10 protein-coding genes are annotated in these 13,473 nt (G+C 69.2%); 6 read left to right on the top strand and 4 right to left on the bottom strand.

Going from position 1 to position 13,473, the window contains the following annotated elements; translation table 11 throughout:
• Positions 1–368 precede the first annotated feature (368 nt).
• Together glgB and ACZYRS_RS30800 are read right to left on the bottom strand one after the other, a co-directional pair.
• Positions 369–2,543, bottom strand: a complete 2,175-nt coding sequence (gene glgB, locus ACZYRS_RS30805; RefSeq protein ID WP_463422243.1) for a 1,4-alpha-glucan branching protein GlgB — start codon at positions 2,541–2,543, stop codon at positions 369–371.
• Between the two features lie 5 nt (positions 2,544–2,548).
• Positions 2,549–4,252 (bottom strand): alpha-amylase family glycosyl hydrolase, encoded by a 1,704-nt coding sequence (locus tag ACZYRS_RS30800; protein ID WP_463422242.1) that lies wholly within the window; start codon positions 4,250–4,252, stop codon positions 2,549–2,551.
• Positions 4,253–4,382: 130 nt separating this feature from the next.
• Here ACZYRS_RS30800 and ACZYRS_RS30795 point away from each other — a divergent pair, with 130 nt between their 5' ends.
• From ACZYRS_RS30795 to ACZYRS_RS30785, 3 genes are read left to right on the top strand one after another with little or no spacing between them, the layout of a single operon-like run.
• Positions 4,383–5,834, top strand: a complete 1,452-nt coding sequence (locus ACZYRS_RS30795; protein ID WP_463422241.1) for an NAD(P)-binding domain-containing protein — start codon at positions 4,383–4,385, stop codon at positions 5,832–5,834.
• Between the two features lie 22 nt (positions 5,835–5,856).
• The gene (locus ACZYRS_RS30790) at positions 5,857–6,384 is read left to right on the top strand and encodes a CMD domain-containing protein (RefSeq protein ID WP_463422240.1); all 528 of its coding nucleotides are present in this window, start codon (positions 5,857–5,859) and stop codon (positions 6,382–6,384) included.
• The gene (locus tag ACZYRS_RS30785; RefSeq protein ID WP_463422239.1) at positions 6,381–6,974 is read left to right on the top strand and encodes a peroxidase-related enzyme; all 594 of its coding nucleotides are present in this window, start codon (positions 6,381–6,383) and stop codon (positions 6,972–6,974) included. Before ACZYRS_RS30790 ends, ACZYRS_RS30785 begins: the two co-directional genes overlap by 4 nt.
• Here the strand turns inward: ACZYRS_RS30785 and ACZYRS_RS30780 are convergent.
• Together ACZYRS_RS30780 and ACZYRS_RS30775 are read right to left on the bottom strand one after the other, a co-directional pair.
• Positions 6,969–8,048, bottom strand: coding sequence for an NAD/NADP octopine/nopaline dehydrogenase family protein (locus ACZYRS_RS30780; protein ID WP_463422238.1), 1,080 nt, complete (start codon positions 8,046–8,048; stop codon positions 6,969–6,971). The genes ACZYRS_RS30785 and ACZYRS_RS30780 overlap by 6 nt on opposite strands.
• On the bottom strand, positions 8,041–9,015 hold the full coding sequence (locus tag ACZYRS_RS30775) for a Bug family tripartite tricarboxylate transporter substrate binding protein (RefSeq protein ID WP_463422237.1): 975 nt from the start codon (positions 9,013–9,015) through the stop codon (positions 8,041–8,043). The genes ACZYRS_RS30780 and ACZYRS_RS30775 overlap by 8 nt, the downstream gene beginning before the upstream one ends.
• Positions 9,016–9,162: 147 nt before the next feature.
• Between ACZYRS_RS30775 and leuS the strand changes: the two genes are divergently transcribed.
• The 3 genes from leuS to holA are packed head-to-tail and all read left to right on the top strand — an operon-like array spanning position 9,163 to position 13,421.
• Positions 9,163–11,793 carry a leucine--tRNA ligase gene (gene leuS / locus ACZYRS_RS30770; protein ID WP_463422236.1) on the top strand — a complete coding sequence of 877 codons (2,631 nt, stop codon included), beginning with the start codon at positions 9,163–9,165 and terminating at the stop codon, positions 11,791–11,793.
• A gap of 11 nt (positions 11,794–11,804) precedes the next feature.
• Positions 11,805–12,326, top strand: coding sequence for an LPS-assembly lipoprotein LptE (locus ACZYRS_RS30765; protein ID WP_198787124.1), 522 nt, complete (start codon positions 11,805–11,807; stop codon positions 12,324–12,326).
• Between the two features lie 21 nt (positions 12,327–12,347).
• Positions 12,348–13,421, top strand: coding sequence for a DNA polymerase III subunit delta (gene holA, locus ACZYRS_RS30760; protein ID WP_463422235.1), 1,074 nt, complete (start codon positions 12,348–12,350; stop codon positions 13,419–13,421).
• The last annotated feature ends 52 nt before the right edge of the window (positions 13,422–13,473 follow it).

The raw sequence follows: 13,473 nt of genomic DNA, 5'->3' as shown, positions 1-13,473 counted from the left end.
GACACGCGCAGCGTGTCCGCCATGCATCGGCAGTTCGGGTTGTGATTTGTTGGATGCACCGAGGCCGAGCAAAGCGATGGCCCGTGATGTCTTGAACGCCGAGCGCAGCGATGGCGCGCCCGAAAGCCCTTCTGTATGCGCCGAGGAGCGGAGCGTTTCGCGGATCAGGGCTCGCCCTTGTTTGAGCGAAGCGAGTTTGGGCGAGACCCCGCGAAACGCGAGCACCGCAGGTTGCCCGCAGCGAAGCGAAGGGTCGCAGACAGCAGGGTCGCCTTTTCTTTGCTTACTTTCTTTTGGCGAAGCAAAAGAAAGTGAGTCGCCCGCCGGGGCGAGACCCGGCCTCGGAAAGCAAAACGATTCAAGCCCCATCAAACAACCACCCACATCACGGTAGCCAGTGGCGGCACGCTGACAACAACCGAGTCCGCCTTCCCATGCCAGGAGACAGGCGAGCTTTCGACGATCCCGTTCCCCACACCACTCCCGCCATACACGGCACCATCCGTATTGATGATCTCGCGGTAAGCCCCCGCAACCGGCACGCCCAGCCGGTACGAATGCCGAGGCAGCGGCGTGAAGTTGCACACGACGACAACGAACGCCCCATCCCGCGCCCTGCGCACAAAGGCAAACACCGACTGGTCCGCATCGTCATGCACGATCCACTCGAACCCGCCCGCATCGTTGTCCAGCTCATGCAACGCCGGAAAGTGCCGGTACACATTGTTCAAATCGCGCACCAGCCGCCGCATGCCCTGGTGCGGCGCATGTTCCAGCAGGTGCCAGTCCAGGCTGCGGTCCGCATTCCACTCGGCCACCTGCGCGAACTCGCCCCCCATGAACAGCAGCTTCTTCCCCGGATACCCCCAGAGGTAGCCGTACAGGTTGCGCAAGCCCGCGAACTTCTGCCACTCGTCGCCCGGCATGCGCCCGATCATCGAGCCCTTGCCGTGCACCACCTCGTCGTGCGAGAGCGGCAGCACGAAGTTCTCGGTGTGCGCGTACATCAGCCCGAAGGTGATCTGCTGGTGTTGGTGCTTGCGATAGACCGGGTCGGTGCCCGCGTAGGCGAGCGTGTCGTTCATCCAGCCCATGTTCCACTTGTAGTGAAAGCCCAGGCCGCCGTGCTCGGGTGGCCGCGTCACGCCGGGAAAGCTCGTCGATTCCTCGGCCAGCGTCACCGCGCCGGGTCGCTCGATGCCCACCACGCGGTTCATGCGGCGAAGGAAGTCGATGGCCTCCAGGTTCTCGCGTCCGCCCTGCGCATTCGGCACCCACTCGCCGGCCTTGCGGCTGTAGTCGCGGTACAGCATCGACGCCACCGCGTCCACGCGCAGGCCATCGACGCCATAGCGCTCCAGCCAGTACAGCGCATTGCCCACGAGGTAGTTGCGCACCTCCGTGCGCGCGAAGTTGAAGATCAGCGTCTGCCAATCGTTGTGAAAGCCCTCGCGCGGATCGGCGTACTCGTACAGCGCCGTTCCGTCGAAATTTCCAAGGCCGTGCGCATCGGTCGGAAAGTGCGCGGGCACCCAGTCCAGGATCACCCCGAGGCCCGCCGCATGCGCGGCCTCCACGAAATGGCGGAAGTCGCCGGGCGTTCCGAAGCGCGAGGTCGGTGCGTAGAGGCCGATCGGCTGGTAACCCCACGAGCCGTCGAACGGGTGCTCGCTGATCGGCAGCAGCTCGATGTGCGTGAAGCCCATGTCGCGCGCATACGGCACGAGCGTGTCGGCCAGTTCGCGGTAGTCGAGCCACTCGTGGCCGTTGTTCTTGCGGCGCCACGAGCCCAGGTGCACTTCGTAGATGCTGATGGGCGCATGGCGCTCGTTGGCCTCGGCGCGGCCCTCGGGCAGCTTCACCGCGGCCGGCAGCGGCGCCACCACGCAGGCCGTCTCGGGCCGCAGCCGCGAGGAGAACGCGAACGGGTCGGCCTTGCGCAACACCTCGCCCTGTGCCGAAAGAATCTCGAACTCGTAGCTGTCGCCGGTGGCCACGTGCGGCGCGAAGATTTCCCACACGCCGCATTCGCGGCGCAGCCGCATCATGTGGCGCCGGCCGTCCCAGTTGTTGAAGTCGCCGACCACCGACACGCGCCGCGCATTCGGCGCCCAGACCGCAAAGGCCACGCCCTTGACGCCGTCGATCTCGCGCAGGTGCGCGCCCAGTTGCTCCCAGGGCCGCAGGTGCGTGCCTTCGGCCAGCAGCCACACGTCGGTCTCGCCGAGCACGAACGGAAAACGGTACGGGTCTTCCAGCCGCGAAGTGTGCGAGCCCCACTCGACCTGGAACGAATAGCCCAGGCGCGCTTCCGCGGCCGGCACCAGGCCGCTGAACAGGTCGGAGCCCTCCTGCCGCGTGAGCATCGCCAGCGGCCAGCCGGTGCGCGAATGCATCACCGCCACGCCCTGTGCGCCGGGCATCAGCGCGCGCACTTCCAGCCCCTCGCGCGTTTCGTGCGGCCCGAGCACGGCGAACGGATCGCCGTGTTCGGCGCGCATCAGCGCGTGGACTTCGGAGGCGGGCAGGGAGTTCGGCGGCATGGTGATCAGCTTTGTCCTTCGTCGTCGGCGGGTGTTCCGAAAAAGACGCCGTAGGGCGCCAGGGCCAGCATGCGCTTATCGCCATCGCCCTGCACGGTGGCGGCGCCGGCCAGCGGATGGCCCGGCAGCGGCAACAGCGCTTCGCGCAACGGGATCGCAACGGGCTCGCTCCCCATGTTGAAGACGGCCTGCAGCGATCGCTTTCCGTCGTGCCGCTCGAACCACAGCACGGGCTCGGGCGCATCGAGGAACACGATGCCGCCGGTGCGCAGCAGCGGCTGCGTGCGCCGCCAGCGCAGCAGCGCACGGCTGAAGGCCAGCATCGAGTGCGGATCGTCGGCCTGGTTGTCGATGGCCAGCGGCAGGTGCGCGCCATACACCGGCAGCCATGGCGTGCCGGTGGTGAAGCCGCCCTGCGGCGCATCGGCCTGCCACGGGATCGGCGTGCGGCAGCCGTCGCGGCCCTTGAACTCGGGCCAGAAGGCGCGGCCGTAGGGGTCCTGCAGCAGTTCGAAGGGCACCTCGGCTTCGGGCAGGCCGAGCTCTTCGCCCTGGTAGATGCTGGCGCTGCCGCGCAGCGTGAGCAGCAGGGCGAGCCAGAGCCGGTCGCGCCGCGTGTCGGGCGCGCGGCCGTCGCTCCAGCGCGTGGCCACGCGCGGCACGTCGTGGTTCGACACCGCCCAGCAGCCCCAGCCGCCCGTGGGCGCGAGCGCGAGGTCGAGCGTCTCGACCTGGTGGCGCAGGTGCCTGGCGCTGTGCTCGGCCGTCAGCAGGCTGAAGCTGTAGGCCAGGTGCAGGCGCTTGCCGAGCTCGGTGTACTGCGCCATGACGGGCGGCGCGTTCTCGTCGCCGACCTCGCCCAGCGCGACTGCGCCGTAGCCGTCGAGCAGCTGGCGCAGGCGCTCCAGGAACACGAGGTTCTCCTGCTGGCTCTTGTCGTACAGGTGCTGCTGCATCGCATAGGGGTTGTCGGCGCGCACCGTGCTGACCTCGTCGATCGACGCGAGCGAGGCCGGCGGGTTGTCGCGCAGCAGCGCGTCGTGGAACTGGTGGTTGCAGGCGTCGAAGCGAAAGCCGTCCACGCCGCGCTCGCACCAGAAACGCACCTCGCCGAGCAGGGCGTCCTGCACGGCGGCGCAGTGGAAGTTGAGGTCGGGCTGCTCGGCGAGAAAGCTGTGCAGGTAGTACTGCCTGCGGCGCGAATCCCACTGCCAGGCCGAGCCGCCGAAGACCGAGAGCCAGTTGGTGGGCGGCGTGCCGTCGGGCCTGGGGTCGGCCCAGACGTACCAGTCGGCCTTGGGGTTGTCGCGGGAGCTGCGGCTTTCGGCGAACCACGCGTGCTGGTCGGAGGTGTGCGAGAGCACCTGGTCGATGATGAGCTTCAGGTCCAGCGCATGCATGCGCGCGAGCATCGCGTCGAAGTCGGCGAGCGTGCCGAAGAGTGGATCGACCGCGCGGTAGTCCGAGACGTCGTAGCCGAAGTCCTTCATCGGCGAGCGGAAGAAGGGCGAGACCCAGACCGCATCGACCCCGAGGCTGGCCACGTGGTCGAGCCGGGCGGTGATGCCCGGCAGGTCGCCGATGCCGTCGCCGTTGCTGTCCATGAAGCTGCGCGGGTAGATCTGGTAGATCACCGCGCCGCGCCACCATTCGCCCTTGATTCCGTCGGCGTTGTCGGTGTTGTCAGTGCTGTCGATGCTGCTGCCCATGCCTGCCCCTGTGGTCGGAATTCATTGTGGCATGCGAGATTCGGGCCAGTCATACGCGCTTGCGGGCGACCGTGCGCGATTCGGCAGGCCGCGAAGCTTTCTACACTGGGCGCTGTTTCCGGCTCTCCAAATGACATCAGATTCCGTTTCCTCCCTCGCCGTGCTCGAGGCGCGGCTCGCCCAGGACCTCGAGTACCTTGGATTCCCCGGCAAGCAATGGATGCCCGTGCGGCAGAAGGACGGCCAGGCGTTGCTCGACGTGGCCGTGATCGGCGGCGGGCAGGCCGGCCTTGCGGCCTGGGTGGCGCTCGCGCAGCAGGGCATTCGCGCCGTGGTGTTCGACCGCTCGCCCGCCGGCCGCGAAGGCCCCTGGGCCACCACCGCGCGCATGGAAACGCTGCGCTCGCCCAAGGAGCTCACCGGCCCCGCGCTGGGCCTGCCGGCGCTCACCTTCCGCGCGTGGTTCGAGGCGCAGTTCGGGCGCCGGGCGTGGGCGGCGCTGGACAAGATCCCGCGCCTGCAGTGGATGGATTACCTCGGCTGGTACCGCCGCGTGATGAACGTGGACGTGCGCAACGACACCGCGGTCACCCGCATCCAGCCGCTGCCCGATGGCACGGCGGTGCGGCTCGATCTGCGCACGCCGGCCGGCGCCAGCAGCGTGCTGGCGCGCCGCGTCGTGCTGGCCACCGGCCGCGACGGCCTCGGCGGCCCGGCGGTGCCGGCGTTCGTCGATGCGCTGCCGCGTTCGCAATGGGCGCACTCGTCCGACGAGATGGACTACGGCCGGCTCGCGGGCCTGCGTGTCGGCGTGATCGGCGCGGGCTCGTCGGCGATGGACAGCGCGGCCACCGCGCTGGAGGCGGGCGCGCGCAGCGTCGAACTGCTGATCCGCCGGCCCGACCTGCCACGCGTCAACAAGGGCAAGGGCGCGGGCGTGCCGGGGCTCACGCAGGGGCATTTCGATCTGTCCGACGAACGCAAGTGGCGCATCCGTCACTACATCAACGCGCTGAACGTGCCGCCGCCGCATGGCAGCACGCTGCGGGTGTCGGCATTTGCGAACGCGTTCTTCAACTTCGGCTGCCCGGTCCTTGCGGTCGCGCCGCAGGGCGATGCGATGCGCGTCACGACGCCCAAGGGCGATTTCGAATTCGACTTCCTGATCGTCTCGACCGGCTTCAAGGTCGATTGGCCGAACCGGCCCGAGTTCGACGCCATCGCCCCCCACATCCTCACGTGGAAGGACCGCTTCGTGCCCGCGCCCGGCGATGAAGACCAGGAGCTGGCCGATTCGCCCGACCTCGGTCCCGTCTTCGAATTCCAGGCGCGCACGGCGGGCGAGTGCCCGGGGCTCGATCGCATTCACTGCTTCTGCTACCCGGCGGCGCTCTCGCACGGCACGGTGTCGGGTGACATTCCCGCGATCAGCGACGGCGCCAAGCGCCTGGCGAGCGGCATCGCGAGCCTCTTTTATCGCGAGGATTTCGACCATCACTTCGCGAATCTCGAGGCCTACAGCGAGCCCGAATTGTTCGGCGACGAGTGGACGCCCGCGCCGCCGCCCGGCGAGCGCAGCTGAACCTTCTTCTTCAAGGACCCGCATGACGAATCTTTCCGTGGCGCTGCCGGCCATCGACGTGGTCGATGACGCCGTGCCCCTCGCGCCGAACCAGCCGACCTGGGCGCTGCGCCAGCGCCGCGACAAGATCGTGGCCGCCACCCAGAGCAGCCACGACGCGATGTTCTCGCACGCGGTGGAGGGGCTGACCCGCACCGAGCGCCTGCTGGTCGCGCTGCATGCCTGCCGCGTCTCGAACGCGCCGAACCTCGCCGCGCACTACCGCGAGGAACTGGCGGCCGAGAACGCCGACGCTGCGGTGGCCGACGCCGTGGAGCGCGGCGACATCGCCTCGCTCGCCGATGCGCGGTTGCGCGCGATGCTGGACTTCGCGGGCAAGCTCATCGCGCGCCCGATCGATGGCGACCGCGCCGCCATCGAGGCGCTGGCGGCCCACGGACTCTCGACGCCCGCGCTCGTGGCGTTGAGCCAGTTGATCGCCTTTCTCTCCTACCAGGTCCGCGTCGTCGCGGGGCTCAAGGCGCTGGCCGCTGCGGAGGCTTCGGCATGACGCTCCCGATCCGCATCCAGGGCTTCACCAACGAGGTGCTGAAGTGGAAGCCGTGGCTCGACATGGTGAACGTCGACACCGCCACGCCGGCCCAGCTGGCCGCGCTGGACGAGATGAGCCCCCAGGCGCGCAGCTCGCCGTATTTCCTCGTGCTCGCGCACCAGCCGGAGATCTTGCTGCAGCGCTCCATCGCCTTCAACGCGATCATGTTCGCGCCGGGCGGCATGCCGCGCGCCGAACGCGAGCTGGGCGCCACGGTGGAGTCGCGCGTCAACGGCTGCGTGTACTGCGCCTCGGTGCATGCGCAGCGCTTCGAGCAGCTGGCCAAGCGCAGCGACGTGATCGAACAGGTGTTCGAGGCGCCCGCATCGGCCGGTACCACGCCGCGCGAGAAGGCGATCGTCGCGTTCTCGATCAAGCTCGGCGCCGAGCCGGACACGGTCTCGGCCGAGGACGTTCGCGCGCTGAAGGCGGTCGGGCTGGACGAACTGGAGATCCTCGACCTGGTCCATTCGGTGGCCCTCTTCGCCTGGGCCAACCGGCTGATGCTCAACCTGGGCGAGCCGGTCTTTCCCGCGGACGGGTCATAGGCGCGCGAGCAGGCCTTCGACGGTTTCGCCCGTGAGGCCCAGCGGCGCGAGCAGGTCGTTCTGCGCGCGAAAGTCGACGCCGTTGACCAGCGAGGCAGCATCGACGATGGTGCGGGTCGCGGGCGTGGGCACGCCCGCGATCTGCCCCAGCGCCTCCACGAAAGCCAGGCCGTAGGGCATGTCCTCGGTCACGTAGCGGGTGTCGGTGCGCATCGGCCCGGGCGGGCCGCCGCGCTGGGCATGCAGTTCGGCCGCGATGTCTTCGAGCCGCGCCGACGCGGTGCCGAAGGAGCGCGCGAAGTGCTCCTCGATGGGGCCGAGCGCGATGCCGAAGGCCTGCGCCACGGCGCGCCGTTCCAGGTCCAGCGCCTCGATCGCGCGCGACACGCCGGGCGTCATGCAGTGGTACTGCGGCCAGTTTTCCGCGCGCTCGATGCGGGTCCAGTTGAAGACCGCGAGCGGGCCGTGCGACTGCGGGTTGACGTTGGCGAGCGCGCTCGCGAGCACGCTGTGCTGCGGGAAGAAGCTGTCGCCGAACAGCGCGGTGCAAAGCGCCACGGCCTCGGCGACGTTCGCGCCCGGCAGCGCCGAGACGCCGACGGCCTTGCGCCGCGTCATCACGCGGACCTGCGTGCCCGATTCGCGGCGCGCGGTCAGCACGGTCGTGCCGAAGCTCGCGACAGTCACCTGCTTGCCGGCGCGCCGCGCGGCTTCGTGAAGATAAAGAGACGACAGCGAGGCCATCGAGCTGACGATCACGGTCTGGCCGTCGCGCAAGGAGGGCAGGAGCGCGTCCATCACCTGCTTGTGGCCGTTGACCGGCAGGGCGAGCAGCAGCACGTCGGAGGCGTGACACAGCTGCGCCGCGTCGTCGGCCACCTCGACCGTCACGGTGCAGGGCTGCACGCCGCCAGCTTCGAGCGGCTGCGTGCGCAGGGCCTCGGCGCCCCGGCCACCCGGCGACCAGAGCGTGACGCCGTGGCCCGCCTGGCGCAGCCATGCGGCGCTGGCGAGCGCGATGGCGCCGGTGCCCGCGATACCGACGCGGTACTTTTCCGTGGAAGCCTCAGTCAACCTTGATTCCGCCTTGCTTGATCACTTTCGCCCAGCGCTGGCTGTCTTCCGTCACCACCTTGCCGAGCGCCGCCGCGTTGCCGCAGGTGTTGACCGCACCCAGCTGCGCGAAGCGCTGCTTCGTCTCCGGCAGGTTGCACACCTCGACCAGCGCGGCGGAGAGCTTGTCGATGCCCGCGGCCGGCATGCGCGCCGGGGCCATCACGCCGACCCACACCGGCACTTCCATGCCCGCGAGGCCCGTGGCCTCGCCGACGGTCGGCGCCGAGCCCATGCTGGCCAGCGCCGCGCGCGAGAAAGTGCCGAGCACGCGCGCCTTGCCGGTCGCGACCATGGGCTCGATCGAGGCGACGCTGGTGACGATCGTCGCCACCTGCCCGCCCAGCAGGTCGGTCAGCGCCGGCGCCGCGCCGCGGTAGGGCACGTGCAGCAGGTTCACGCCGCTCGCCTGCGCGAGCAGTGCGCCGGTGAGGTGCGACACCGTGCCGTTGCCGGTCGAGGCGTAGGTGACCTGGCCCGGCCGCGCCTTGGCGTCGCGCAGCACGTCGGCGATGGTCTTGTAGGGGCTTTCGGCGCGCACGGACAGCGTCATCGGCGTGTCGGCGACCAGCGCCACGGGCACCAGTTCGTGCACCGGGTCGTAAGGGAGCTTGGACTGCAGGTGGGGCGCGATGGTGACCGCGCCGCCCGTGGCCAGCAGCACGGTGGCCCCGTCGGTCGCCTTGGCCACCGCGTCGGCGGCGACGATGCCGCCGGCGCCGGCCTTGTTGTCGATGATCACCGGCGTGCCGAGCCTGTCGGTGAGCTTGGCGCCCAGGTAGCGGGCGATGACGTCCTGCGCGCCGCCCGGGGCGAAGGGCACGACCATGCGCAGGGGCTTGTCGCTCGCCTGTTGCGCCCACAGCGGCGTGGCGGTGGCAAGGGTGGCCGCGAGGCCCAGGGCGAGGTGTTTCCAGAGCAGTTTCATGGCGTTCAGGCAGTACGAAAGCAGACGTTACCCAGGCAACATGCAGGTTGCGTGCCCCAAGTCTAGGGTCTGCCGCGCGGAGGGCATCGGCCGGGCGCGATAATCCGCCTTCCCCGGCCAGCCCGCGCCGGGCCTTGCCGAGCCGTTATGAACCCCAGCTACAAACCCAGCGACGTCGAGTCCGCTGCCCAGGCGCAATGGAGCGCCGCCGATGCCTACCGCGTCACCGAGGACGCGAGCCGCAAGAAGTACTACGCCTGCTCCATGCTGCCGTACCCCAGCGGCAAGCTGCACATGGGCCATGTGCGCAACTACACGATCAACGACATGCTCACGCGGTACCTGCGCATGAGCGGCTACAACGTGCTGATGCCCATGGGCTGGGACGCCTTCGGCCTGCCGGCCGAGAACGCGGCGCTGAAAAACGGCGTGCCGCCGGCCAAGTGGACCTACGAGAACATCGACTACATGCGCGGCCAGCTCCAGGCCATGGGCCTGGCGATCGACTGGAGCCGCGAGATCGCCACCTGCGATCCGAGCTACTACAAGTGGAACCAGTGGCTGTTCCTGAAGATGCTCGAGAAGGGCATCGCCTACCGCAAGACCCAGGTGGTGAACTGGGACCCGGTCGACCAGACCGTGCTGGCCAACGAGCAGGTGATCGACGGCAAGGGCTGGCGCACCGGCGCCACGGTCGAGCGCCGCGAGATCCCGGGCTACTACCTGAAGATCAGCGACTACGCCGAGGAGCTGCTCGATCACACCCAGCACAAGCTGCCGGGCTGGCCCGAGCGCGTGAAGCTCATGCAGGAGAACTGGATCGGCAAGAGCGAAGGCGTGCGCTTCGCCTTCACCCACGACATCCAGGACGCGAGCGGCAAGCTCATCCAGGACGGGCGCATGTACGTGTTCACCACGCGCGCCGACACCATCATGGGCGTCACTTTCTGCGCCGTGGCGCCCGAGCATCCGCTGGCCGCGCACGCGGCCACGCTCGATCCGAAGGTCGCGGCCTTCATCGAGGAATGCAAGAACGGCGGCACCACCGAGGCCGAACTGGCCACGCAGGAGAAGAAGGGCGTGCCCACGGGCCTCACGGTCAAGCACCCGATCACCGAGGAGCAGGTGCCGGTGTGGGTGGGCAACTACGTGCTCATCGGCTACGGCGACGGCGCCGTGATGGGCGTGCCCGCGCACGACGAGCGCGACTTCGCCTTCGCCAACAAGTACGGCATCGAGATCATCCAGGTCGTGCTGGTCGATGACGAGCCGCACTTCGACTATCACAAGTGGCAGGACTGGTACGGCGACAAGCAACGCGGCGTGACCATCAACTCCGACAACTTCAGCGGCATGACCTACAAGGAGGCCGTGGCCGCCGTGGCGCATGCGCTGGGCCAGAAGGGCCTGGGCGAGCTGCAGACCACCTGGCGCCTGCGCGACTGGGGCGTGAGCCGCCAGCGCTACTGGGGCACGCCGATCCCGATCATCCATTGCGACGAGCACGGCGCGGTGCCGGTCCCCGAGAAGGACCTGCCCGTGGTGCTGCCCACCGACTGCGTGCCCGACGGCTCCGGCAACCCGCTGAACAAGCACGAGGGCTTTCACGCCGGCGTGGTGTGCCCGGTCTGCGGCAAGGCGGCGCGCCGCGAGACCGACACGATGGACACCTTCGTGGATTCGTCGTGGTACTTCATGCGCTACTGCGACCCGAAGAACGACCAGGCCATGGTCGCCGAGGGCGCGGACTACTGGATGCCGATGGACCAGTACATCGGCGGCATCGAGCACGCGATCCTGCATTTGCTCTACGCGCGCTTCTGGACCAAGGTGATGCGCGACATGGGCCTGGTGAAGGCCGACGAGCCTTTCAGCAAGCTGCTGACGCAGGGGATGGTGCTCAACCACATCTTCTACAAGCGCAGCGAGAAGGGCGGCAAGGACTACTTCCCGCCGTCGGAAGTCACGCCCGTGCTCGACGCGCAGGGCCGCATCACCGGCGGCACCACGGCCGACGGCACGAAGGTCGAATACGGCGGCGTCGGCAAGATGGGCAAGAGCGAACGCAACGGGGTCGATCCGCAGGACCTGATCGAGAAGTACGGCGCCGACACCGCGCGCCTGTACACCATGTTCACCGCGCCGCCCGAGGCCACGCTCGAGTGGAACGACGCGGCCGTCGAAGGCAGCTACCGGTTCCTGCGCCGGGTGTGGAACTTCGGCGTGGCGCAGGCGGACGTGGCGCCGGCCAAGGCGGGCGGGCAGACGTTCGGCAAGGGCGCCCAGGCGCTGCGCCGCGAGGTGCACACGGTGCTGCGCCAGGTCGACTACGACTACCAGCGCATGCAATACAACACCGTGGTGTCGGGCGCAATGAAGCTCCTGAACGCGCTCGAGGGCTTCAAGCCCGACGGCAGCGCGGGCGATGCGGCCGCGCTGCGCGAGGGCTTCGGCATCCTGCTGCGCTGCCTGTACCCCGCCACCCCGCACATCGCCCAGCAGTTGTGGAGCGAGCTCGGCTACGACAAGGACCTGGGCGGCCTGCTCGACGCGGCCTGGCCGACGGTCGACGTGCAGGCGCTGGTGCAGGACGAGATCGAGCTCATGCTGCAGGTCAACGGCAAGCTGCGCGGCAAGCTGCTGGTGCCGGCGGGCGCCTCCAAGGACGAGATCGAGAAGCTCGCGCTCGCCTGCGACGACTTCGTCGCCTTCGCCGAGGGCGCGCCGCCCAAGCGCGTGATCGTGGTTCCCGGCCGTCTGGTCAACGTGGTCCTTTGAACGATAGAAGCATGAACAAACGCAATGCCTCGTTGCCGCGCCGCGGCTTTCTCCTCGGTTTGACGGCCGTGGGCGCCAGCGTGGGCCTGGCCGGCTGCGGCTTCGAGCTGCGCAAGGCGCCGGTCTTCGCGTTCAAGACGCTGTCGGTCGAGGGCAATTCCGCGCTGATCAACCAGGTGCGGCGCGAGCTGCGCGCGGCCGGCACGGTGACGCTGGTGCCCAAGGAAGACGCCAAGACCGCCGACGCGGTGCTGGTGGTGCTCGGCGAAGACCGTGACCGCTTCGTGATCTCGACCAATTCGGCCGGCGCGCTGCGCGAATTGCAGCTGCGCCTGCGCGTGCGCTTCAGCCTGAAGACGCCCGGCGGCAAGGAGCTGCTCTCGGCCTCCGAGGTGTCGCAGACGCGCGACCTGAGCTTCAACGAAACCAATGCGCTCGCCAAGGAAGGCGAGGCCGAACTGCTGTTCCGCGACATGCAGTCCGACATCGCGCAGCAGCTGATGCGCCGGCTGGCGGCCGTCAAGGAACTCTAGGCGCCCGCGCCAGCGTTTTTCATGCAACTTGCCAGCGCCCAACTCGGGGCCCACCTGCAGAAGGGGCTCAAGCCGCTCTACACGATCCACGGCGACGAGCCGCTGCTCGCGCAGGAGGCGGCCGATGCCATCCGCGCCGCCGCGCGCACGCAGGGCTACACCGAGCGCAGCTCGTACACCGTGGCCGGCGCGCATTTCGACTGGAGCGCGGTGCTGGCGGCGGGCGGCTCGCTCTCGCTCTTCGCCGACAAGCAGATCGTGGAGATCCGCATCCCCTCGGGCAAGCCCGGCAAGGACGGCAGCACCGCCCTGCAGCAGCTGGCCGAGGCCGCGCCCGGCAACGACAGCACGCTCACGCTGGTGATGCTGCCGCGCCTGGACAAGGCCACGCGCACCGGCGCATGGTTCTCGGCGCTGGAGAACAACGGCGTGAGCCTGCAGGTCGACCCGATCGAGCGCGCCGCGCTGCCGCAGTGGATCGCGCAGCGCCTGGGGCTCCAGGGCCAGCGCGTGATGCCGGGCGACGAAGGCCAGCGCACGCTGCAGTTCTTTGCCGACCGCGTCGAGGGCAATCTCCTGGCCGCGCACCAGGAAATCCAGAAGCTCGCGCTGCTGCACCCGGCGGGCGAGCTGAGCTGGGAGCAGGTCGAGGGCGCGGTCAACAACGTGGCGCGCTACGACGTGTTCAAGCTCTCCGAAGCGGTGCTGGCGGGCAACCCGCAGCGCGTGGCGCGCATGCTCGACGGCCTGCAGGCCGAGGGCGAGGCCGAGGTGCTGGTGCACTACACGATCGCCGAGGACATCCGCGCATTGAAGCGCGTGAAGGACGCCATGGCCGCCGGCCGGCCGTTGCCGATGGCGCTGCGCGAGAACCGCATCTGGGGCCCGCGCGAGCGCGCCTTCGAGCGCGTGCTGCCGCGGCTGGACGACCGCATGCTGGCGCGCCTGCTGCGCGCCGCCCACCTGGTGGACGGCATCTGCAAGGGCCTGAAGCAACCCGACTGGCCCGCCAGCGGCTGGCAAGCGCTGCAACGGCTGGCGCTGATGCTGTGCCGCGCGTGCAGCAGTGCGCCGGCTGCCGCGCGCCGCGCCTGATTTGATGGCTCCAGGCACCAAAAGGCTTGCGTAAGCCGGGCTACAGGTCCGC

It is taken from the genome of Variovorax sp. AC194 (assembly GCF_979257995.1).
The sequence above is the reverse complement of the archived record's forward strand: the minus strand, read 5'-3'. Positions and strand labels throughout refer to the sequence as shown.